Origin of the sequence: Bacillus sp. PS237 (assembly GCF_037963345.1) — a bacterium.
Lineage (GTDB): Bacteria > Bacillota > Bacilli > Bacillales > Bacillaceae > Bacillus > Bacillus subtilis.
The window spans coordinates 372272-398099 of sequence record NZ_CP150156.1; the positions used below are offsets into that span (position 1 = coordinate 372272).

The window sequence follows — 25828 nt, forward strand, 5'->3', positions numbered from 1 at the left end:
TTACGATCAGTTTATTGCAGAAATCGTAATTTTAGCAGATCGAAATATTTGTTTTCAGCAAAATACGATTGCCAATTTACAATAATGATAGTAAGTCATCAGCCGTTTTCGGCTTGATTAATCATTTTAAATTGGCTTATGATACCGGTAAGCTCCTCAGCTAATTGAGAAAGTGTTTCAGAAGCTGCGGTAATCTCCTCCATTGCAGCAAATTGCTCCTCTGTTAATGCAGCCGCTTGCCGGGTATTTTTAGTAGATTCTTTAATGTCGGCCGTATTGGCTGCAAAGGAATCATTTATTTGATGTGCACTGGCTGAAATGTTTGTTACAGATGCTGATAAATCACTAATCTCGGCGCTGATTTCACCTGTTGCAGCTGCAATTTCCTTAAATGCATCTCTGGTGCGCTGGATCATGGTGACTCCTTCTGCAGCTTCTGTTTTCACATGCTCAACAGATCTTGCAGACCGGTTCATATCCTTTTGTATTTCTATGATCAGTTTTGAAATCTGCCCCGCAGACTGTTGAGACTCTTCTGCTAATTTCCGTACTTCATCAGCAACAACAGCAAAGCCTTTTCCTTGTTCACCGGCTCTGGCAGCTTCAATCGCTGCATTCAGCGCAAGCAGGTTTGTCTGATCAGCAATTTGGGTGATGACCGATAAAATTTGCTCAATTTGTTTAGAGCGGCCGTCTAACTGGTGTATGATTTCTCCGCTTTTCTGAATTGACTGGTGAATCGCATCCATTTGCGCCTGTACATTTGCAATTTCCTTTTGTCCAATGTCTGCTTTTGATTGAGCGAGCTGCCCTTTGTCAGCGATAGCGGCAGTATTTGCAGAAATATCCCGGATGTCTGCTGAAGCTTGTTTTAATGAGCTTTCACTATTTTCAATTCGGGTGATCTGATCTTGGGCTCCATTTGCAATCTGCTGTACAGCTTCTGTGATTTTTTCTGAAGCTTGATTTGTTTCCTCTGCTCCGGCTGAGAGCTGCTGAGAGGCTGACGCAAGCTGAAGGGCTGATTGTTGTACGGTTTGTATGGTATCGTTCAGCTTCATTCTCATCTTATTATAATAGACGCTTAGTTCTGAAAGCTCGTCACCGGTTTTGTCTGACACCTCTATTGTCATATCTCCGTTTCCGGCACTTTCAAAGGCGCTTTTTAAAGCGTTCAGCCGCTTGTTGATTTTTCTGGTGAAAACCAAGACAAGGATGACTGATACCATAATGACGATAACAAGAACGATAGCGAATTGAGTGAAAAGTGATTGTGTAAGTGATGCTAAAATACTTTGATTAGCTCCGGTATACAGCATGCCGATGATGTTCCCATTTTGATCTTTTAACGGCATGTATGCAGTCTGATAAGAAGAACCTGCTACATCTGCTTGTCCGTAAAAACGCTTTCCTTTCTTTAAAACAGCGGCAATAACTTCAGAAGAAGCCTGGGTGCCGACGGCTCTTTCGCCATTTTTCATGACATTGGTTGCAACACGAGTATCGCCTTGGAAAATGGTAATGGTATCACCTGTCTTTTCACCAAGCAGATCAACAATATCTTCATTTCCATTGATTTGTGTTTGCCCTTTATAGAGCTTATTGTTTTTCACCTGCCAGTCGCCTGACATGACATCATCAATATAAGTGCTGCTTAAAGCGAGATCACCTTTCGCTTTTTCAGTTGCCATTTGTTTCATGCTTTCTGTAATTTCCTTAAGCATCACAGTGCCAACTGATGCCGAAAACAAAAGAATCACCACGAAAACGAGGCAAAGAATTTTAGTTCCTAGCTTCATCTTAAATCGTTTTATCAACATAATTCCTCCCTTTACGATTTGCAGGTCATATTACTTATCGGGTTTTTGGGTTTAAAGTTTTATTTTAGAAAAAATAAAACCGGCCTGATCTTCAGGCCGGTTGTGTGATGCTATTCAAGGTTTGCGTGGTGAGTGAACATAGTTTCAGAATCGAGACCTTTTTTCTCCATGAGTTTTAAAATCACTGCATCATAGAAGAGCAGCAAAGTTTGTTCAAATAATGATCCCATTGGCTGAATGGTTTTATAGCTTCCGTTAGACTGGTCTTTAGGGGAACCAGGCATTCTGATGATGAGGTCCGCTTGTTTTCCGATGCTTGATTCCGGATTGATGGTTAAAGCGGCAACAATTCCGTGTAAGCTTTTTGCTTTTGCTGCGGTATGAATCAAGCTCTTTGTCTCGCCTGATCCTGAGCCGATAATAACTAGATCTCCTTCGGCGAGCGGCGGAGTGAGAATCTCACCTACTATATGGGCGTTGAAGCCCATGTGCATCAGTCTCATCGCGAAGGATTTTGCCATCAGGCCAGACCGCCCCGCACCCGCGGTGAAAATTTGGTGGGATGAAAGAATGTGATCGGCAAGCTGGTCAGCTTCTTCATTAGAAATATAAGCTGCTGAATTGTGTAACTCATTGAGAATTTCCGCTACGTATTCAGTCGTTTTCATCGGAGTTATCCTTGGACAATCAGCTGCTTCATTTTTGAAGCTGTTTCCGCCTTATCAGCTGCGCTTGTAATTCCGCCCCCGACAATGACAAGGTCAGGCTTTTGCTGGATCACTTCTGGCAGTGTATCAAGTTTGATGCCGCCCGCGATTGCGGTTTTTGCGTTTTTTACGGTATTTTTGATTGTCGTTAATTCTTCGAAAGAGTTTTTGCCCTCTGCTTGAAGATCATAGCCAGTGTGGACGCAGATGTAGTCAACACCGAGTGCGTCAATTTCTTTCGCACGGGATTCGATATCTTTCACGTTAATCATGTCCACTAAGATTTTCTTCTTTTGTTTTTTGGCTTCTTCTACTGCGCCTTTAATCGTTGCATCGTCTGTAGCCCCTAAAACGGTGATGATGTCAGCGCCTGCTTCCGACGCTTTCATAATTTCGTAGCCTCCGGCATCCATGATTTTCAGGTCTGCAAGAACCTTCAATTGAGGAAATGCTTCTTTTATTTCTTTAACGGCTCTTAGGCCTTCATTGATGACGACCGGTGTTCCGATTTCAACTACGTCGATGTATTGTTCTACCTCTTTGACAAGCTCAATGGCTTCCGGGATGTTGACGAGGTCTAATGCAAGCTGTAATTCCATTGTTGATCCACTCCCTTTTTCGAATTATTGTTCATTCTATAGGTTCCTTCTTTTGTTGAGAAGTAGGCACTTTGAAGTCAACAAGTTACTTGGAGGATACTGTGAGGAGAGACAATCAGATTTCTTTCGCTTGATTTTATGAGTGAGTATAATGAAAAAAGAGTCTGCAAAAAAGTAAGTAAGTGATGATACGTATCTAACATACAAAAAGGTTACTAAGGGGGGGATTCTATTGAGCCGGATGGACGACAAAAGGTTTAATTGTGAGAAGGAATTAACGCTTGCAGTGATTGGCGGTAAATGGAAAATGCTCATTTTATGGCATTTAGGAAAAGAAGGCACAAAACGGTTCAATGAATTAAAAACATTGATTCCTGATATTACGCAGAAGATCCTCGTGAATCAGCTGAGAGAGCTTGAGCAGGATATGATTGTTCACAGGGAAGTGTATCCAGTTGTCCCGCCGAAGGTTGAATATTCTCTGACCCCGCACGGAGAAAGCCTCATGCCTATTCTTGAAGCCATGTATGAGTGGGGGAAAGGCTATATGGAATTGATTGATATCGACAAAAATGTCATGAAAGAATCGTTGTAAGACGCTCTTCGCAAGGGTGTCTTTTTTTGCCTTTTTTTCGGTTTTTGCGCGGTACACATAGTCATGTAAAGATTGTAAATTGCATTCAGCAATAAAAAAAGATTGAACGCAGCAGTTTGGTTTAAAAATTTTTATTTTTCTGTAAATAATGTTTAGTGGAAATGATTGCGGCATCCCGCAAAAAATATTGCTGTAAATAAACTGGAATCTTTCGGCATCCCGCATGAAACTTTTCACCCATTTTTCGGTGATAAAAACATTTTTTTCATTTAAACTGAACGGTAGAAAGATAAAAAATATTGAAAACAATGAATAAATAGCCAAAATTGGTTTCTTATTAGGGTGGGGTCTTGCGGTCTTTATCCGCTTATGTTAAACGCCGCAATGCTGACTGACGGCAGCCTGCTTTAATAGCGGCCATCTGTTTTTTGATTGGAAGCACTGCTTTTTAAGTGTAGTACTTTGGGCTATTTCGGCTGTTAGTTCATAAGAATTAAAAGCTGATATGGATAAGAAAGAGAAAATGCGTTGCACATGTTCACTGCTTATAAAGATTAGGGGAGGTATGACAATATGGAAATAACTTTTTACCCTTTAACGGATGCACAAAAACGAATTTGGTACACAGAAAAATTTTATCCTCACACGAGCATTTCAAATCTTGCGGGGATTGGTAAGCTGGTTTCAGCTGATGCGATTGATTATGTGCTTGTTGAGCAGGCGATTCAAGAGTTTATTCGCAGAAATGACGCCATGCGCCTTCGGTTGCGGCTAGATGAAAACGGGGAGCCTGTTCAATATATTAGCGAGTATCGGCCTGTTGATATAAAACATACTGACACTACTGAAGATCCGAATGCGATAGAGTTTATTTCACAATGGAGCCGGGAGGAAACGAAGAAACCTTTGCCGCTATACGATTGTGATTTGTTCCGTTTTTCCTTGTTCACCATAAAGGAAAATGAAGTGTGGTTTTACGCAAATGTTCATCACGTGATTTCTGATGGTATCTCCATGAATATTCTCGGGAATGCGATCATGCACATTTATTTAGAATTAGCCAGCGGCTCAGAGACAAAAGAAGGAATCTCGCATTCATTTATCGATCATGTTTTATCTGAACAGGAATATGCTCAATCGAAGCGGTTTGAAAAGGACAAGGCGTTTTGGAACAAACAATTTGAATCGGTGCCTGAACTTGTTTCCTTGAAACGGAATGCATCCGCAGGGGGAAGTTTAGATGCTGAGAGGTTCTCTAAAGATGTGCCTGAAGCGCTTCATCAGCAGATTCTGTCGTTTTGTGAGGCGAATAAAGTCAGTGTTCTTTCGGTATTTCAATCGCTGCTCGCCGCCTATTTGTACAGGGTCAGCGGCCAGAATGATGTTGTGACGGGAACATTTATGGGCAACCGGACAAATGCGAAAGAGAAGCAGATGCTTGGCATGTTTGTTTCTACGGTTCCGCTTCGGACAAACATTGACGGCGGGCAGGCGTTTTCAGAATTTGTCAAAGACCGGATGAAGGATCTGATGAAGACACTTCGCCACCAAAAGTATCCGTATAATCTCCTAATCAACGATTTGCGTGAAACAAAGAGCTCTCTGACCAAGCTGTTCACGGTTTCTCTTGAATATCAAGTGATGCAGTGGCAGAAAGAAGAGGATCTTGCCTTTTTGACTGAGCCGATTTTCAGCGGCAGCGGATTAAATGATGTCTCAATTCATGTAAAGGATCGATGGGATACTGGGAAACTCACCATAGATTTTGATTACCGCACTGATTTATTTTCACGTGAAGAAATCAACATGATTTGTGAGCGCATGATTACCATGCTGGAGAACGCGTTAACGCATCCAGAACATACAATTGATGAATTAACACTGATTTCTGATGCGGAGAAAGAGAAGCTGCTTGCGAGGGCCGGCGGTAAATCTGTGAGCTACCGTAAGGACATGACGATACCAGAGCTGTTCCAAGAAAAGGCTGAACTGCTTTCTGATCATCCAGCGGTTGTATTTGAAGATCGCACATTGTCCTATCGAACGTTACATGAGCAATCTGCACGCATCGCCAATGTGCTGAAACAGAAAGGGGTTGGCCCGGACAGTCCTGTCGCGGTTTTGATTGAACGCTCTGAACGGATGATTACAGCTATCATGGGAATTTTAAAAGCCGGCGGAGCCTATGTGCCGATTGATCCGGGTTTTCCTGCTGAGCGCATTCAATATATTTTGGAGGACTGCGGGGCGGATTTCATCCTGACTGAATCGAAGGTTGCGGCGCCTGAAGCCGATGCTGAGCTGATTGACTTAGATCAGGCGATTGAGGAAGGTGCAGAAGAAAGCCTGAATGCAGATGTGAACGCTCGGAACCTTGCCTACATTATTTACACATCGGGAACAACCGGACGCCCGAAAGGCGTTATGATCGAGCATCGCCAGGTTCATCATTTGGTTGAATCTCTGCAGCAGACGATTTATCAAAGCGGCAGCCAAACCCTGCGGATGGCATTGCTTGCGCCGTTCCACTTTGATGCGTCAGTGAAGCAGATCTTCGCGTCGCTTCTTTTGGGCCAAACCCTTTATATCGTACCGAAGAAAACAGTGACGAACGGGGCCGCCCTTACTGCATATTATCGGAAGAACAGCATTGAGGCGACGGACGGAACACCGGCTCATTTGCAAATGCTGGCAGCAGCAGGCGATTTTGAAGGCCTAAAACTGAAGCACATGCTGATCGGAGGAGAAGGCCTGTCATCTGTTGTTGCGGACAAGCTGCTGAAGCTGTTTAAAGAAGCCGGCACAGCGCCGCGTTTGACTAATGTGTACGGGCCGACTGAAACGTGCGTTGACGCGTCTGTTCATCCGGTTATCCCTGAGAATGCAGTTCAATCAGCGTATGTGCCGATCGGGAAAGCGCTGGGGAATAACCGCTTATATATTTTGGATCAAAAAGGCCGGCTGCAGCCTGAAGGCGTGGCGGGTGAGCTTTATATCGCGGGAGACGGTGTGGGCCGAGGCTATTTACATTTGCCTGAATTAACGGAAGAGAAGTTTTTACAAGATCCATTCGTGCCGGGCGATCGCATGTACCGGACCGGGGACGTGGTGCGCTGGCTTCCAGATGGAACAATCGAATATTTAGGCAGAGAGGATGACCAGGTCAAAGTCCGCGGATACCGGATTGAGCTTGGGGAAATTGAAGCCGTGATTCAGCAGGCGCCAGACGTTGCAAAAGCCGTTGTTTTGGCACGCCCTGACGAACAGGGAAATCTTGAGGTTTGCGCATATGTTGTGCAGAAGCCTGGAAGCGAATTTGCGCCAGCCGGTTTGAGGGAGCATGCGGCCAGACAGCTTCCTGACTATATGGTGCCGGCTTACTTTACAGAAGTGACAGAAATTCCGCTTACACCAAGCGGCAAAGTCGACCGCCGCAAGCTGTTTGCACTAGAGGTGAAGGCTGTCAGCGGCACTGCCTATACAGCGCCGCGAAATGAGACTGAAAAAGCAATCGCAGCCATTTGGCAGGACGTGCTGAACGTTGAGAAGGCGGGGATCTTTGACAATTTCTTTGAAACTGGCGGACATTCATTAAAAGCCATGACCCTTTTAACAAAGATTCATAAGGAAACAGGCATTGAGATTCCGCTTCAATTTTTGTTTGAGCATCCGACGATTACGGCTCTTGCAGAGGAAGCTGATCACAGAGAAAGCAAAGCTTTTGCGGTGATTGAACCTGCTGAAAAACAGGAGCATTACCCGCTTTCATTGGCACAGCAGCGAACATATATCGTCAGCCAGTTCGAGGATGCGGGAGTCGGCTATAACATGCCAGCAGCAGCAATTCTGGAAGGGCCTTTAGATATTCAAAAGCTGGAGCGCGCATTTCAGGGATTAATCCGACGCCACGAGTCATTGAGAACATCATTTGTTCTTGAAAACAGCACGCCGAGACAGAAAATTCACGATAGCGTTGATTTCAACATCGAAATGATTGAAAGAGGCGGCCGCTCAGATGAGGCAATTATGGCTTCATTCGTTCGGACATTTGATTTGGCGAAAGCTCCGCTGTTCAGAATCGGTTTGCTGGGGCTTGAAGAGAACCGTCATATGCTGCTGTTTGACATGCACCATTTGATTTCTGACGGTGTATCCATTGGCATTATGCTGGAGGAGTTAGCACGCATTTATAAAGGCGAACAGCTTCCTGATCTTCGTCTCCAGTATAAGGACTACGCTGTATGGCAAAGCAGACAGGCTGCTGAAGGGTACAAGAAGGACCAGGCTTATTGGAAGGAAGTCTTTGCAGGCGAGCTCCCGGTGCTTCAGCTTCTGTCCGATTACCCAAGACCACCTGTTCAAAGCTTTGAAGGGGATCGGGTGTCAATCAAGCTGGATGCGGGGGTAAAGGATCGCCTCAATCGTTTGGCTGAACAAAACGGCGCCACTTTATATATGGTGATGCTTTCCGCTTACTATACGCTTTTGTCAAAGTATACGGGGCAGGATGACATCATTGTCGGGACACCGTCAGCGGGCAGAAATCACTCCGATACAGAGGGCATTATCGGGATGTTCGTCAATACGCTTGCGATTCGCAGTGAGGTGAAGCAGAATGAGACGTTTACCCAATTGATCTCGCGTGTCCGCAAACGGGTGCTGGATGCCTTTTCTCATCAGGACTATCCGTTTGAGTGGCTTGTTGAAGATTTGAACATCCCGCGTGATGTTAGCAGGCATCCGCTGTTTGACACGATGTTCAGCCTTCAAAACGCGACAGAGGGCATTCCGGCTGTCGGCGATCTTTCCTTGTCTGTTCAAGAGACCAATTTCAAGATTGCCAAATTTGATTTGACGGTGCAGGCGAGAGAAACCGATGAAGGCATTGAGATTGATGTGGATTACAGCACAAAGCTGTTTAAACAAAGCACGGCAGACAGGCTGCTTACGCATTTTGCGCGTTTGCTTGAAGATGCTGCGGCTGATCCAGAGAAGCCGATTTCTGAGTATAAGCTTCTTTCTGAAGAGGAGGCTGCTTCGCAAATTCAGCAGTTTAACCCGGGCAGAACACCTTATCCGAAAGATAAAACAATTGTTCAGCTGTTTGAGGAGCAAGCGGCGAATACGCCAGACCACACTGCGCTTCAATATGAAGGCGAATCACTCACTTATCGTGAACTGAATGAACGGGCCAATCGTTTAGCCCGCGGCATTCTTTCTCTTGGAGCTGGCGAAGGCAGAACTGCGGCTGTCTTATGCGAGCGGTCAATGGATATGATTGTGTCGATCTTGGCAGTATTAAAATCAGGTTCGGCTTATGTTCCGATCGATCCGGAACATCCGATTCAGCGGATGCAGCATTTCTTCCGTGACAGCGGAGCAAAGGTGCTTCTCACTCAGAGGAAATTAAAGGCTTTGGCGGAAGAAGCGGAATTTAAGGGCGTTATCGTGCTAGCCGATGAGGAAGAAAGCTATCATGCCGATGCGCGAAATCTCGCACTGCCTCTTGATTCTGCAGCAATGGCCAACCTGACGTATACTTCCGGAACGACTGGAACACCTAAGGGGAATATCGTGACACATGCCAATATTCTCCGCACGGTGAAGGAAACGAATTATCTCAGCATTACAGAACAGGATACGATTCTCGGTCTTTCCAATTACGTGTTTGACGCGTTTATGTTCGATATGTTCGGCTCTTTGTTAAACGGAGCCAAGCTGGTGCTGATACCGAAGGAAACCGTTTTGGACATGGCTCGCCTGTCCCGCGTCATTGAACGGGAGAACATCAGCATTCTCATGATTACAACCGCTTTGTTCCACTTGCTTGTGGACTTGAATCCGGCATGCTTGTCAACGCTTCGCAAGATTATGTTTGGCGGGGAACGGGCTTCGGTTGAGCATGTCAGAAAAGCTTTGCAAACGGTTGGAAAGGGCAAGCTCCTTCATATGTATGGACCGTCTGAAAGCACGGTTTTCGCGACGTATCATCCGGTTGATGAATTGGAGGAGCACACGCTGTCTGTTCCGATTGGAAAACCGGTCAGCAATACGGAAGTATACATTCTTGACCGTACGGGACACGTGCAGCCTGCCGGGATTGCCGGAGAGCTTTGCGTCAGCGGCGAAGGACTCGTGAAAGGCTATTACAACCGTCCAGAACTGACTGAGGAGAAATTTGTTCCCCATCCGTTTACATCCGGCGAACGCATGTATAAAACGGGAGACCTTGCGAGATGGCTGCCGAATGGCGACATCGAATTTATCGGGCGAATCGACCATCAGGTGAAGATTCGCGGACAGCGCATCGAGCTTGGAGAAATCGAACATCAGCTGCAAACCCATGATCGTGTTCAGGAAAGTGTTGTGCTTGCCGTTGATCAAGGAGCGGGAGATAAACTGTTGTGTGCTTACTATGTCGGAGAAGGAGACATCTCATCACAAGAGATGAGAGAGCATGCTGCGAAGGACTTGCCGGCATATATGGTTCCTGCGGTGTTTATCCAAATGGACGAGCTGCCGCTGACAGGGAACGGAAAAATTGACCGGAGAGCGCTGCCGATTCCTGATGCCAACGTTTCAAGAGGTGTTTCATATGTTGCGCCACGCAATGGAACGGAACAAAAAGTCGCGGACATTTGGGCACAGGTACTTCAGGCAGAACAAGTCGGCGCTTATGACCACTTCTTTGACATTGGCGGACATTCATTAGCAGGCATGAAGATGCTTGCCTTGGTTCATCAGGAACTGGGCGTTGAGCTGTCACTCAAGGATCTCTTCCAGTCACCGACGGTTGAGGGCTTGGCACAGGTGATTGCCTCTGCTGAAAAAGGGACAGCCGCAAGTATCAGCCCGGCAGAGAAACAAGATACGTATCCTGTTTCTTCACCGCAAAAACGGATGTACGTGCTTCAGCAGCTTGAGGATGCGCAAACGAGCTATAACATGCCGGCGGTTCTGCGCCTGACAGGTGAGCTTGATGTTGAAAGGCTTAACAGCGTCATGCAGCAGTTAATGCAGCGTCATGAAGCCTTGAGAACCACGTTTGAAATAAAAGATGGAGAAACGGTGCAGCGGATCTGGGAAGAGGCTGAGTGCGAGATAGCCTATTTCGAAGCCCCGGAAGAAGAGACAGAGCGGATCGTTTCTGAGTTTATTAAGCCTTTCAAAATCGACCAACTTCCACTGTTCAGAATAGGGCTTATCAAGCATTCAGACACTGAGCATGTGCTGCTGTTCGATATGCATCATATTATTTCTGATGGTGCATCTGTCGGTGTGCTGATTGAGGAGCTTTCAAAGCTGTACGACGGAGAAACCCTTGAGCCGCTCCGTATTCAATATAAGGATTATGCCGTGTGGCAGCAGCAGTTCATTCAGTCTGAGCTTTACAAGAAGCAAGAAGAGCATTGGCTGAAGGAGCTGGACGGAGAGCTGCCGGTGCTGACGCTTCCGACTGATTACAGTCGGCCTGCCGTTCAAACATTTGAGGGAGACCGCATTGCATTTTCATTAGAAGCAGGCAAAGCTGATGCTCTGCGCAGGCTTGCAAAAGAAACGGATTCCACGCTTTACATGGTGCTTCTGGCTTCATACAGTGCGTTTTTATCAAAAATTAGCGGGCAAGACGATATCATCGTCGGTTCACCTGTGGCCGGACGATCTCAAGCGGACGTCAGCCGCGTCATCGGAATGTTCGTCAATACATTGGCGCTGCGCACGTATCCGAAGGGTGAAAAGACGTTTGCTGACTATCTTAACGAAGTGAAAGAAACGGCACTCAGCGCTTTTGATGCGCAGGATTACCCACTTGAGGATTTGATCGGAAATGTTCAGGTTCAGCGTGACACAAGCAGAAATCCGTTATTCGATGCAGTTTTTTCAATGCAAAATGCGAATATAAAGGATTTAACAATGAAAGGGATTCAGCTTGAGCCGCATCCGTTTGAACGGAAAACAGCCAAGTTTGACCTCACGCTGACGGCTGACGAAACCGACGGAGGGCTTACATTCGTACTCGAATACAATACAGCTCTGTTTAAGCAGGAAACGATTGAACGATGGAAGCAATATTGGATGGAGCTTTTAGATGCAGTTACTGGGAACCCGAACCAGCCGCTTTCCAGCCTGTCACTGGTCACCGAGACAGAAAAGCAAGCGCTTCTTGAGGCATGGAAGGGCAAAGCGCTGCCTGTGCCGACAGACAAAACGGTTCATCAGCTATTCGAAGAGACTGCCCAGCGCCACAAAGACCGCCCGGCTGTCACATACAACGGCCAGTCTTGGACGTACGGCGAGCTGAATGCGAAGGCAAACCGTCTCGCGCGGATTCTGATGGACTGCGGCATCAGCCCGGATGACCGCGTCGGCGTTCTCACGAAGCCGTCGCTTGAAATGTCCGCCGCGGTGCTCGGCGTCTTGAAAGCCGGAGCGGCGTTTGTGCCGATTGATCCTGACTATCCGGATCAGCGGATTGAGTATATTTTACAGGACAGCGGCGCGAAGCTTCTCTTGAAACAGGAAGGCATTTCAGTGCCGGACAGCTATACGGGAGATGTCATTCTTCTCGACGGAAGCCGCACGATTCTAAGCCTGCCGCTTGATGAAAACGACGAGGAAAATCCAGAAACCGCTGTAACCGCGGAGAACTTGGCGTACATGATTTACACGTCTGGAACGACCGGACAGCCGAAGGGTGTCATGGTCGAGCACCATGCGCTTGTGAACCTGTGCTTCTGGCACCACGACGCGTTCAGCATGACAGCGGAGGACCGCAGTGCGAAGTACGCGGGCTTTGGGTTCGACGCTTCCATTTGGGAGATGTTCCCGACCTGGACGATCGGTGCCGAACTTCACGTCATTGAGGAAGCGATCCGCCTCGATATCGTCCGCCTGAACGATTATTTTGAAACGAACGGCGTAACGATCACGTTCCTGCCGACACAGCTTGCGGAACAGTTCATGGAGCTTGAGAACACATCACTTCGCGTATTGCTTACTGGAGGAGACAAGCTGAAGCGCGCAGTGAAAAAGCCGTACACACTCGTCAATAACTACGGGCCGACAGAGAATACGGTCGTTGCCACAAGCGCAGAAATCCATCCGGAGGAAGGCTCGCTTTCCATCGGAAGGGCCATTGCCAATACGAGAGTATACATTCTCGGCGAGGGCAATCAGGTGCAGCCGGAAGGCGTAGCCGGAGAGCTTTGCGTGGCGGGGCGCGGACTGGCACGCGGCTATCTGAATCGAGAAGACGAAACCGCGAAGCGGTTTGTCGCTGATCCGTTTGTGCCGGGTGAGCGCATGTACCGCACCGGCGATTTGGTGAAATGGACGGGCGGCGGCATCGAATACATCGGCCGGATCGACCAGCAGGTCAAGGTCCGCGGCTACCGGATCGAGCTCTCAGAAATTGAAGTCCAGCTCGCCCAGCTTTCTGAGGTGCAGGATGCGGCGGTGACAGCTGTCAAAGATAAAGGCGGCAACACAGCGATCGCGGCGTATGTCACACCGGAATCAGCTGACATAGAAGCACTGAAATCAGCACTGAAGGAAACCCTGCCGGATTACATGATCCCGGCGTTCTGGGTGACGCTGAACGAGCTTCCGGTTACGGCAAACGGCAAAGTGGACCGCAAAGCCTTGCCTGAGCCGGACATCGAAGCGGGAAGCGGAGAATACAAAGCGCCGACGACCGACATGGAAGAGCTGCTTGCCGGCATCTGGCAGGACGTGCTTGGAATGTCTGAAGTCGGTGTCACCGACAATTTCTTCTCGCTTGGCGGAGATTCCATCAAAGGAATTCAAATGGCGAGCCGCTTGAACCAGCACGGCTGGAAGCTGGAAATGAAAGATCTCTTCCAGCACCCGACGATCGAAGAGCTCACCCAGTACGTAGAGCGTGCCGAAGGCAAACAGGCAGACCAAGGCCCGGTGGAGGGCGAAGTCATCCTGACGCCGATCCAGCGCTGGTTCTTTGAAAAGAACTTCACGAACAAGCACCACTGGAACCAATCTGTGATGCTTCACGCCAAGAAGGGCTTTGATCCTGAACGGGTGGAGAAAACATTGCAGGCGCTGATCGAGCATCATGACGCGCTCCGCATGGTCTATCGTGAGGGACAGGAAGACGTCATTCAATACAACAGAGGTCTTGAAGCTGCTTCAGCTCAATTGGAGGTCATCCAGATTGAGGGCCAAGCTGCAGATTACGAAGACCGAATAGAGAGAGAAGCGGAGCGTTTGCAAAGCAGCATCGACTTGCAGGAAGGCGGCTTGTTAAAAGCAGGCTTGTTCCAAGCGGAAGACGGAGATCACTTGCTTCTTGCCATTCACCACTTAGTGGTTGACGGCGTGTCGTGGCGGATTTTACTGGAGGATTTCGCCGCGGTATATACACAGCTTGAGCAAGGCAATGAACCGGTTCTCCCGCAGAAAACACATTCATTTGCAGAGTATGCAGAGAGATTGCAAGACTTCGCGAACTCCAAAGCCTTTTTGAAAGAAAAAGAGTATTGGAGACAGCTTGAAGAACAAGCTGTTGCGGCAAAGCTTCCGAAAGACCGCGAATCTGGTGATCAGCGAATGAAACATACAAAGACAATTGAATTCTCGCTGACTGCTGAAGAGACAGAACAGCTCACCACAAAGGTGCATGAGGCATATCACACAGAAATGAATGATATTTTGCTGACGGCATTCGGATTGGCAATGAAGGAGTGGACGGGTCAAGATCGAGTAAGTGTTCATTTAGAGGGGCATGGACGTGAAGAAATCATAGAAGACCTGACCATTTCTCGCACAGTCGGCTGGTTTACAAGTATGTACCCAATGGTGCTCGATATGAAGCATGCGGATGATCTGGGCTACCAGCTGAAGCAAATGAAAGAAGATATCAGACATGTGCCGAATAAGGGAGTCGGATACGGCATTCTGCGCTATCTGACGGCACCGGAACATAAAGAAGATGTGGCGTTCTCGATTCAGCCGGATGTCAGCTTCAACTATTTAGGTCAGTTTGACGAAATGTCGGATGCAGGTTTGTTTACGAGATCAGAGCTGCCATCAGGACAGTCATTAAGCCCTGAAACAGAAAAACCGAATGCGCTGGATGTTGTCGGATATATCGAAAACGGAAAACTGACGATGTCACTGGCCTATCATTCTCTTGAATTTCATGAAAAAACAGTACAAACATTCAGTGACAGCTTTAAAGCGCATCTTCTCAGAATCATTGAACATTGCCTATCTCAAGATGGTACGGAACTGACCCCGAGTGATCTTGGTGACGACGATTTGACGCTGGATGAGCTGGATAAATTAATGGAAATTTTCTAATAGAGGTGGCATATGAGCAAAAAATCGATTCAAAAGGTGTACGCACTGACACCAATGCAGGAGGGAATGCTGTATCATGCGATGCTTGATCCGCATTCTTCCTCGTACTTCACACAATTAGAGCTTGGGATTCACGGCGCTTTTGATCTTGAAATCTTTGAGAAAAGCGTCAATGAACTGATTCGGTCATACGATATTCTCCGTACGGTATTTGTGCATCAGCAGCTGCAAAAACCGCGTCAGGTCGTGTTAGCGGAACGCAAAACAAAAGTGCATTATGAGGATATCAGTCATGCAGACGAAAACCGCCAGAAAGAGCACATTGAGCGTTACAAACAAGACGTTCAGCGCCAAGGCTTTAACCTGGCAAAAGACATATTGTTCAAGGTAGCGGTTTTCCGCCTTGCTGCAGATCAGCTGTATCTTGTCTGGAGCAATCATCATATTATGATGGACGGCTGGAGCATGGGCGTCCTCATGAAAAGCCTGTTCCAAAACTATGAAGCGCTCAGAGCAGGCAGGACACCGGCAAACGGTCAGGGCAAGCCTTATTCCGATTACATCAAGTGGCTTGGAAAACAGGACAATGAAGAAGCGGAGAGCTACTGGAGCGAGCGCTTGGCGGGTTTTGAACAGCCAAGCGTGCTCCCGGGCCGCCTGCCTGTGAAAAAAGACGAATACGTCAATAAAGAATATTCATTTACATGGGACGAAACACTGGTTGCCCGTATTCAGCAAACCGCAAATCTCCATCAAGTGACAGGGCCTAACCTATTTCAGGCCGTTTGGGGCATTGTTCTCAGCAAATACAACTTTACGGATGATGTGATCTTCGGAACGGTCGTCTCGGGACGACCGTCTGAAATCAACGGAATCGAAACGATGGCGGGGCTGTTTATCAACACCATTCCAGTGCGGGTGAAAGTTGAACGAGATGCTGCATTCGCTGATATTTTCACAGCTGTTCAGCAGCATGCAGTAGAGGCAGAGCGTTACGATTACGTGCCGCTCTATGAGATTCAAAAACGCTCAGCTCTTGATGGCAATCTCTTAAACCATCTGGTCGCGTTTGAAAATTATCCGCTTGATCAAGAGCTTGAAAACGGCAGCATGGAAGACCGCCTCGGGTTTTCGATTAAGGTAGAAAGCGCATTTGAACAAACGAGCTTCGATTTCAACCTGATTGTGTATCCGGGCAAAACGTGGACCGTCAAAATTAAATATAACGGAGCCGCCTTTGATTCCGCTTTTATCGAACGGACAGCGGAGCACCTTACCCGCATGATGGAAGCAGCTGTCGATCAGCCGGCCGCTTTTGTGCGTGAGTACGGGCTTGTGGGAGACGAAGAGCAGCGGCAAATTGTCGAGGTGTTTAACAGCACGAAAGCCGAACTCCCTGAAGGAATGGCTGTTCACCAAGTGTTTGAAGAGCAAGCGAAACGGACGCCGGCGAGCACCGCCGTCGTATATGAAGGAACCAAGCTGACGTACCGCGAGCTGAATGCAGCGGCTAACCGTCTGGCGAGAAAGCTTGTCGAACATGGGCTTCAAAAAGGGGAAACAGCAGCGATTATGAACGACCGCTCAGTAGAAACCGTTGTCGGCATGCTGGCTGTTTTAAAAGCAGGCGCCGCATATGTGCCGCTTGATCCAGCGCTTCCTGGGGATCGTCTTCGTTTCATGGCAGAGGACAGCTCCGTTCGAATGGTTTTGATCGGAAATTCTTATACAGGGCAGGCACATCAGCTGCAAGTGCCGGTTCTTACACTGGACATAGGCTTTGAAGAGAGTGAAGCGGCTGACAATCTCAACCTGCCATCCGCCCCGTCTGATTTGGCGTACATCATGTACACATCCGGTTCAACGGGCAAACCGAAAGGCGTCATGATCGAACATAAAAGCATTCTGCGCCTCGTCAAAAATGCCGGGTACGTTCCTGTTACTGAAGAAGACCGCATGGCGCAAACGGGAGCTGTCAGCTTTGATGCCGGAACGTTTGAGGTATTCGGCGCACTGCTGAATGGCGCAGCACTTTATCCGGTCAAAAAAGAGACACTGCTTGATGCGAAACAATTTGCTGCATTCCTGCGTGAGCAAAGCATCACAACTATGTGGCTGACATCACCTTTATTCAACCAGCTTGCTGCAAAGGATGCGGGTATGTTCGGCACACTGCGCCATTTAATCATCGGCGGAGATGCCCTTGTCCCGCATATTGTCAGCAAAGTAAAACAGGCATCGCCGTCGCTTTCATTGTGGAACGGATACGGCCCGACAGAAAACACGACGTTTTCAACCAGTTTTCTGATCGACCGCGAGTATGGCGGCTCTATCCCAATCGGGAAGCCGATCGGAAATTCCACTGCCTATATTATGGATGAGCAGCAATGCCTGCAGCCAATCGGCGCGCCTGGTGAGCTTTGCGTAGGCGGAATCGGTGTAGCGCGTGGGTATGTCAATCTCCCTGAGCTGACGGAGAAGCAATTTCTGGAAGACCCGTTCAGACCGGGTGAGAGAATTTACCGCACTGGTGACTTGGCAAGATGGCTGCCGGACGGCAATATCGAATTTTTAGGCAGAATCGACAACCAAGTGAAGGTGCGCGGCTTCCGAATTGAGCTTGGCGAAATTGAAACAAAACTGAACATGGCTGAGCATGTGACAGAAGCCGCGGTGATCATACGCAAGAACAAAGCAGACGAAAATGAAATTTGCGCGTACTTCACGGCGGATCGTGAAGTGGCTGTGAGTGAGCTGAGAAAAACACTGTCTCAGTCTTTGCCTGACTATATGGTCCCTGCCCACCTGATTCAAATGGACAGCCTGCCGCTCACGCCAAACGGGAAAATCAACAAAAAGGAACTGCCTGCACCGCAATCAGAAGCCGTGCAGCCGGAATACGCAGCACCAAAAACAGAGAGTGAAAAGAAATTAGCGGAGATCTGGGAAGGAATACTCGGCGTCAAAGCAGGCGTTACCGATAACTTCTTTATGATCGGCGGCCATTCTTTGAAAGCGATGATGATGACGGCGAAAATTCAAGAGCATTTTCATAAGGAAGTTCCGATAAAAGTGCTTTTTGAAAAGCCGACTATTCAAGAACTGGCACTGTATTTGGAAGAGAACGAAAGCAAGGAGGAGCAGACGTTTGAACCGATCAGGCAAGCATCTTATCAGCAGCATTATCCTGTATCCCCGGCCCAGCGGAGAATGTATATCCTCAATCAGCTTGGACAAGCAAACACAAGCTACAACGTCCCCGCTGTACTTCTGCTGGAGGGAGAAGTAGATAAAGACCGGCTTGAAAACGCGATTCAGCAATTAATCAACCGGCACGAAATCCTCCGTACATCGTTTGACATGATCGACGGAGAGGTTGTGCAAACCGTTCATAAAAACATATCGTTCCAGCTGGAGGCTGCCAAGGGACGGGAAGAAGACGCGGAAGAGATAATCAAAGCATTTGTTCAGCCGTTTGAATTAAACCGCGCGCCGCTCGTCCGTTCGAAGCTTGTCCAGCTGGAAGAAAAACGCCACCTGCTGCTCATTGATATGCATCATATTATTACTGACGGAAGTTCAACAGGCATTCTAATCGGTGATCTTGCCAAAATATATCAAGGCGCAGATCTGGAACTGCCACAAATTCACTATAAAGATTACGCAGTTTGGCACAAAGAACAAACTAATTATCAAAAAGATGAGGAATACTGGCTCGATGTCTTTAAAGGCGAACTGCCAATACTGGATCTTCCCGCGGATTTCGAGCGGCCAGCTGAACGGAGCTTTGCGGGAGAGCGCGTGATGTTTGGGCTTGATAAGCAAATCACGGCTCAAATCAAATCGCTCATGGCAGAAACAGATACGACAATGTACATGTTTTTGCTGGCGGCGTTCAATGTACTCCTTTCCAAGTACGCGTCACAGGATGATATCATTGTCGGCTCGCCGACAGCTGGCAGAACACATCCTGATCTGCAAGGTGTGCCGGGTATGTTTGTCAACACGGTGGCACTCAGAACGGCACCAGCGGGAGATAAAACCTTCGCGCAATTCCTTGAAGAGGTCAAAACAGCCAGCCTTCAAGCATTCGAGCACCAGAGCTATCCGCTTGAGGAGCTGATTGAAAAGCTTCCGCTTACAAGGGATACAAGCAGAAGTCCGCTGTTCAGCGTGATGTTCAACATGCAGAATATGGAGATTCCTTCATTAAGATTAGGAGATTTGAAGATTTCCTCGTATTCCATGCTTCATCATGTTGCGAAATTTGATCTTTCCTTGGAAGCGGTCGAGCGTGAAGAGGATATCGGCCTAAGCTTTGACTATGCGACTGCCTTGTTTAAGGACGAGACGATCCGCCGCTGGAGCCGCCACTTTGTCAATATCATCAAAGCGGCCGCGGCTAATCCGAACGTTCGGCTGTCTGATGTAGATCTGCTTTCATCTGCAGAAACGGCTGCTTTGCTAGAAGAAAGACATATGACTCAAATTACCGAAGCAACCTTTGCAGCACTTTTTGAAAAACAGGCCCAGCAAACACCTGACCATTCTGCGGTGAAGGCTGGCGGAAATCTGTTGACCTATCGCGAGCTTGATGAACAGGCGAACCAGCTGGCGCATCATCTTCGTGCCCAAGGGGCAGGAAATGAAGACATCGTCGCGATTGTTATGGACCGGTCAGCTGAAGTCATGGTATCCATTCTCGGTGTCATGAAGGCGGGGGCAGCTTTCCTTCCGATTGATCCTGATACACCTGAAGAACGAATCCGTTATTCATTAGAGGACAGCGGAGCAAAATTTGCGGTCGTGAATGAAAGAAACATGACGGCTATTGGGCAATATGAAGGGATAATTGTCAGCCTTGATGACGGTAAATGGAGAAATGAAAGCAAGGAGCGCCCATCATCCATTTCCGGGTCTCGCAATCTTGCATACGTCATTTATACGTCCGGTACGACCGGAAAGCCAAAGGGCGTGCAGATTGAGCATCGTAATCTGACAAACTATGTCTCTTGGTTTAGTGAAGAGGCGGGCCTGACGGAAAATGATAAGACTGTATTGCTTTCATCTTACGCATTTGACCTTGGCTATACGAGCATGTTCCCTGTACTTCTGGGCGGGGGCGAGCTCCATATCGTCCAGAAGGAAACCTATACGGCGCCGGATGAAATAGCGCACTATATCAAGGAGCATGGGATCACTTATATCAAGCTGACACCGTCTCTGTTCCATACAATAGTGAACACCGCCAGTTTTGCAAAAGATGCGAACTTTGAATCCTTGCGCTTGATCGTCTTGGGAGGAGAAAAAATCATCCCGACTGATGTTATCGCCTTCCGTAAGATGTATGGACATACCGAATTTATCAATCACTACGGCCCGACAGAAGCAACGATCGGCGCCATCGCCGGGCGGGTTGATCTGTATGAGCCGGATGCATTTGCGAAACGCCCGACAATCGGACGCCCGATTGCGAATGCCGGTGCGCTTGTCTTAAATGAAGCATTGAAGCTTGTGCCGCCTGGAGCGAGCGGACAGCTCTATATCACGGGACAGGGGCTCGCGAGAGGGTATCTCAACAGGCCTCAGCTGACAGCCGAGAGATTTGTAGAAAATCCATATTCGCCGGGAAGCCTCATGTACAAAACCGGAGATGTCGTACGAAGACTTTCTGACGGTACGCTTGCATTTATCGGCCGGGCTGATGATCAGGTGAAAATCCGAGGCTACCGCATTGAGCCGAAAGAAATTGAAACGGTCATGCTCAGCCTCAGCGGAATTCAAGAAGCGGTTGTACTAGCGGTTTCCGAGGGCGGTCTTCAAGAGCTTTGCGCGTATTATACGTCGGATCAAGATATTGAAAAAGCAGAGCTCCGGTACCAGCTTTCCCTAACACTGCCGTCTCATATGATTCCTGCTTTCTTTGTGCAGGTTGACGCGATTCCGCTGACGGCAAACGGAAAAACCGACAGAAACGCTCTGCCGAAGCCTAACGCGGCACAATCCGGAGGCAAGGCCTTGGCCGCACCGGAGACAGCGCTTGAAGAAAGTTTATGCCGCATTTGGCAGAAAACGCTTGGCATAGAAGCCATCGGCATTGATGACAATTTTTTCGATTTAGGCGGCCATTCATTAAAAGGGATGATGCTGATTGCCAACATTCAGGCGGAATTGGAGAAAAGCGTACCGCTTAAAGCACTGTTCGAGCAGCCGACAGTTCGCCAGCTGGCGGCTTATATGGAGGCGTCTGCTGTTTCAGGCGGCCATCAAGTACTCAAACCGGCTGACAAGCAGGATATGTATCCATTGTCATCCGCACAGAAACGAATGTACGTGCTCAATCAGCTTGACCGCCAGACGATAAGCTACAACATGCCATCTGTTCTTCTAATGGAAGGAGAGCTTGATATTTCGCGCCTGCGCGACTCACTCAATCAGCTTGTGAACCGTCACGAATCATTGCGGACGTCATTTATGGAAGCTAATGGTGAGCCTGTTCAGCGCATCATTGAGAAGGCGGAGGTTGATCTTCATGTGTTTGAAGCCAAAGAAGACGAAGCGGACCAAAAGATTAAGGAATTTATCCGGCCATTCGACTTAAACGACGCACCGCTCATTCGCGCAGCTTTGCTTCGAATAGAAGCGAAAAAACATTTGCTGCTTTTAGATATGCATCATATCATCGCAGACGGCGTCTCAAGAGGCATCTTTGTAAAAGAATTGGCGCTGCTTTACAAAGGAGAGCAGCTTCCGGAGCCGACGCTTCATTATAAAGATTTCGCCGTTTGGCAAAATGAAGCTGAGCAAAAAGAACGGATGAAGGAGCATGAGGCGTACTGGATGTCAGTTCTTTCAGGCGAGCTGCCAGAGCTTGATCTCCCGCTCGATTATGCCCGTCCGCCTGTGCAAAGCTTTAAAGGAGATACGATCCGTTTCCGTACGGGAAGTGAGACGGCAAAGGCGGTAGAAAAACTGCTTGCCGAAACCGGAACGACCTTGCACATGGTGCTCCATGCTGTTTTCCACGTCTTTTTAAGCAAAATTTCCGGACAGCGGGATATCGTCATCGGCTCCGTTACTGCCGGCCGGACGAATGCTGATGTTCAGGACATGCCGGGAATGTTCGTCAATACACTTGCCCTGAGAATGGAAGCGAAAGAACAGCAAACATTTGCGGAGCTTTTGGAGCTAGCAAAGCAGACGAACCTGTCAGCCCTTGAGCATCAGGAGTATCCGTTTGAAGATCTGGTTAATCAGCTTGATCTCCCTCGGGATATGAGCCGAAACCCATTGTTTAATGTGATGGTGACGACAGAAAACCCTGATAAAGAACAGCTTACATTGCAAAATCTGAGCATTTCACCTTATGAGGCTCATCAGGGAACTTCTAAGTTTGATCTGACACTGGGCGGATTTACTGATGAAAATGGCATTGGCTTGCAGCTCGAATATGCGACAGATCTGTTCGCAAAAGAAACAGCTGAAAAATGGAGCGAATACGTTCTGCGGCTACTAAAGGCTGTTGCGGATAACCCGAACCAGCCGCTTTCCAGTCTGTTACTGGTCACCGAGACAGAAAAGCAAGCGCTTCTTGAGGCATGGAAGGGCAAAGCGCTGCCTGTGCCGACAGACAAAACGGTTCATCAGCTATTCGAAGAGACTGTCCAGCGCCACAAAGACCGCCCGGCTGTCACATACAACGGCCAATCTTGGACGTACGGCGAGCTGAACGCGAAGGCAAACCGCCTCGCCCGGATTCTGATGGACTGCGGCATCAGCCCGGATGACCGCGTCGGCGTTCTCACGAAGCCGTCGCTTGAAATGTCCGCCGCGGTGCTCGGCGTCTTGAAAGCCGGAGCGGCGTTTGTGCCGATTGATCCTGACTACCCGGATCAGCGGATTGAGTATATTTTACAGGACAGCGGCGCGAAGCTTCTCTTGAAACAGGAAGGCATTTCAGTGCCGGACAGCTATACGGGAGATGTCATTCTTCTCGACGGAAGCCGCACGATTCTAAGCCTGCCGCTTGATGAAAACGACGAGGAAAATCCAGAAACCGCTGTAACCGCGGAGAACTTGGCGTACATGATTTACACGTCTGGAACGACCGGACAGCCGAAGGGTGTCATGGTCGAGCACCATGCGCTTGTGAACCTGTGCTTCTGGCACCACGACGCGTTCAGCATGACAGCGGAGGACCGCAGTGCGAAGTACGCGGGCTTCGGGTTCGACGCTTCCATTTGGGAGATGTTCCCGACCTGGACGATCGGCGCTGAACTTCACGTCATTGATGAAGCGATCCGCCTCGATATCGTCCGCCTGAACGATTATTTTGAAACGAACGGCGTAACGATCACGTTCCTGCCGACACAGCTTGCGGAACAGTTCATGGAGCTTGAGAACACATCACTTCGCGTCCTCTTGACCGGAGGAGACAAGCTGAAGCGGGCAGTGAAAAAGCCGTACACACTCGTCAACAACTACGGGCCGACAGAAAATACGGTCGTTGCCACAAGCGCAGAAATCCATCCGGAGGAAGGCTCGCTTTCCATCGGACGGGCCATTGCCAATACGAGAGTATACATTCTCGGCGAGGGCAATCAGGTGCAGCCGGAAGGCGTAGCCGGAGAGCTTTGCGTGGCGGGGCGCGGACTGGCACGAGGCTATCTGAATCGAGAAGACGAAACCGCGAAGCGGTTTGTCGCTGATCCGTTTGTGCCGGGTGAACGCATGTACCGCACCGGCGACTTGGTGAAGTGGGTGAACGGCGGCATCGAATACATCGGCCGGATCGACCAGCAGGTCAAGGTCCGCGGCTACCGGATCGAGCTCTCAGAAATTGAAGTCCAGCTCGCCCAGCTTTCTGAGGTGCAGGATGCGGCGGTGACAGCTGTCAAAGATAAAGGCGGCAATACAGCGATCGCGGCGTATGTCACACCGGAAACAGCTGACATAGAAGCACTAAAATCAACACTAAAGGAAACCCTGCCGGATTACATGATCCCGGCGTTCTGGGTGACGCTGAACGAGCTTCCGGTTACGGCAAACGGCAAAGTCGACCGCAAAGCCTTGCCTGAGCCGGACATCGAAGCGGGAAGCGGAGAATACAAAGCGCCGACGACCGACATGGAAGAGCTGCTTGCCGGCATCTGGCAGGACGTGCTTGGAATGTCTGAAGTCGGTGTCACCGACAATTTCTTCTCGCTTGGCGGAGATTCCATCAAAGGAATTCAAATGGCGAGCCGCTTGAATCAGCACGGCTGGAAGCTGGAAATGAAAGATCTCTTCCAGCATCCGACGATCGAAGAGCTCACCCAGTACGTAGAGCGTGCCGAAGGCAAACAGGCAGACCAAGGCCCGGTGGAGGGCGAAGTCATCCTGACGCCGATCCAGCGCTGGTTCTTTGAAAAGAACTTCACGAACAAGCACCACTGGAACCAATCGGTGATGCTTCACGCCAAAAAGGGCTTTGATCCTGAACGGGTGGAGAAAACATTGCAGGCGCTGATCGAGCATCATGACGCGCTCCGCATGGTCTACCGCGAGGAAAACGGGGACATCGTTCAGGTGTATAAACCGATCGGTGAGAGCAAGGTCAGCTTCGAAATCGTGGATCTGTACGGCTCCGATGAAGAGATGCTGAGAAGCCAGATTAAGCTTCTCGCGAACAAGCTGCAAAGCAGTCTCGATCTGCGAAACGGGCCGCTTTTAAAGGCGGAGCAATATCGCACAGAAGCTGGGGATCACCTGCTCATTGCTGTACACCATCTCGTGGTCGACGGTGTGTCATGGCGGATTTTGCTTGAAGACTTTGCTTCAGGCTACATGCAGGCTGAGAAAGAAGAGAGCCTTGTCTTCCCGCAAAAAACAAACTCCTTCAAGGATTGGGCGGAAGAACTGGCGGCATTCAGCCAATCAGCGCATCTTTTACAGCAGGCTGAATACTGGTCGCAAATTGCCGCTGAACAGGTTTCTCCTTTACCTAAGGATTGTGAAACAGAGCAGCGGATCGTCAAGGATACATCATCTGTCCTATGTGAATTAACGGCAGAAGACACTAAGCATCTTTTAACAGATGTTCATCAGCCATATGGAACTGAAATCAACGATATTCTTCTCAGCGCGCTCGGTTTGACAATGAAAGAATGGACAAAGGGGGCCAAAATTGGCATTAACCTTGAGGGACACGGCCGGGAGGACATTATCCCGAATGTGAATATCTCCAGAACGGTCGGCTGGTTTACGGCACAATACCCTGTTGTGCTCGACATATCTGACGCAGATGCCTCAGCTGTGATCAAAACAGTCAAAGAAAACCTGCGCCGCATTCCGGACAAAGGTGTTGGCTACGGCATTCTTCGTTATTTCACAGAAACAGCGGAAACAAAGGGCTTCACACCGGAGATCAGCTTCAACTATTTGGGCCAATTCGACAGTGAAGTCAAAACCGATTTCTTTGAACCGTCCGCTTTCGATATGGGGCGCCAAGTAAGCGGAGAATCAGAGGCGCTGTACGCATTAAGCTTCAGCGGCATGATCAGAAACGGCCGGTTTGTGCTTTCCTGCTCCTACAATGAGAAGGAGTTTGAAAGAGCTACAGTCGAGGAGCAAATGGAACGGTTTAAAGAAAACCTCCTGATGCTAATCCGCCATTGCACGGAAAAAGAAGACAAGGAATTCACACCAAGCGACTTCAGCGCCGAAGACCTTGAAATGGACGAGATGGGAGATATCTTTGACATGCTTGAGGAGAATTTAAAATAAAACGCA

At 48.6% G+C, this 25828-nt stretch carries 6 protein-coding genes and 2 pseudogenes; 5 read left to right on the top strand and 3 right to left on the bottom strand.

Going from position 1 to position 25828, the window contains the following annotated elements; genetic code table 11:
* Nucleotides 1-98: 98 nt before the first annotated feature.
* The 3 genes from tlpC to hxlA all read right to left on the bottom strand — a co-directional run bounded on the left by tlpC (nucleotide 99) and on the right by hxlA (nucleotide 3126).
* Nucleotides 99-1820, bottom strand: coding sequence for a methyl-accepting chemotaxis protein TlpC (gene tlpC, locus NST22_RS01985; protein ID WP_003246498.1), 1722 nt, complete (start codon nucleotides 1818-1820; stop codon nucleotides 99-101).
* A gap of 110 nt (nucleotides 1821-1930) precedes the next feature.
* Entirely contained in the window at nucleotides 1931-2488 is a 558-nt protein-coding gene (gene hxlB / locus NST22_RS01990) for a 6-phospho-3-hexuloisomerase (protein WP_003246343.1), read from the bottom strand.
* 5 nt (nucleotides 2489-2493) lie between these two features.
* A complete protein-coding gene (hxlA, locus tag NST22_RS01995) occupies nucleotides 2494-3126 on the bottom strand; it encodes a 3-hexulose-6-phosphate synthase (RefSeq protein WP_003246452.1) in 633 nt (210 codons plus the stop codon).
* A 232-nt stretch (nucleotides 3127-3358) separates the two neighbouring features.
* On the opposite strand from hxlA, the gene hxlR reads away from it, so the two are divergent.
* From hxlR to srfAB (NST22_RS02020), 5 genes and pseudogenes are all read left to right on the top strand, one after another.
* Entirely contained in the window at nucleotides 3359-3721 is a 363-nt protein-coding gene (hxlR, locus tag NST22_RS02000; RefSeq protein ID WP_003246265.1) for a transcriptional activator HxlR, read from the top strand.
* 573 nt (nucleotides 3722-4294) lie between these two features.
* Complete coding sequence (gene srfAA / locus NST22_RS02005) at nucleotides 4295-15058, top strand: surfactin non-ribosomal peptide synthetase SrfAA (protein WP_010886402.1); 10764 nt, start codon at nucleotides 4295-4297, stop codon at nucleotides 15056-15058.
* 12 nt (nucleotides 15059-15070) lie between these two features.
* Nucleotides 15071-18163, top strand: a pseudogene (srfAB, locus tag NST22_RS02010) (surfactin non-ribosomal peptide synthetase SrfAB); the annotation flags it as partial.
* Between the two features lie 43 nt (nucleotides 18164-18206).
* The gene (comS, locus tag NST22_RS02015) at nucleotides 18207-18347 is read left to right on the top strand and encodes a competence protein ComS (RefSeq protein WP_010886404.1); all 141 of its coding nucleotides are present in this window, start codon (nucleotides 18207-18209) and stop codon (nucleotides 18345-18347) included.
* Nucleotides 18293-25822, top strand: a pseudogene (gene srfAB / locus NST22_RS02020) (surfactin non-ribosomal peptide synthetase SrfAB); the annotation flags it as partial. The gene comS and the pseudogene srfAB (NST22_RS02020), both read left to right, overlap by 55 nt.
* Nucleotides 25823-25828 lie beyond the last annotated feature (6 nt).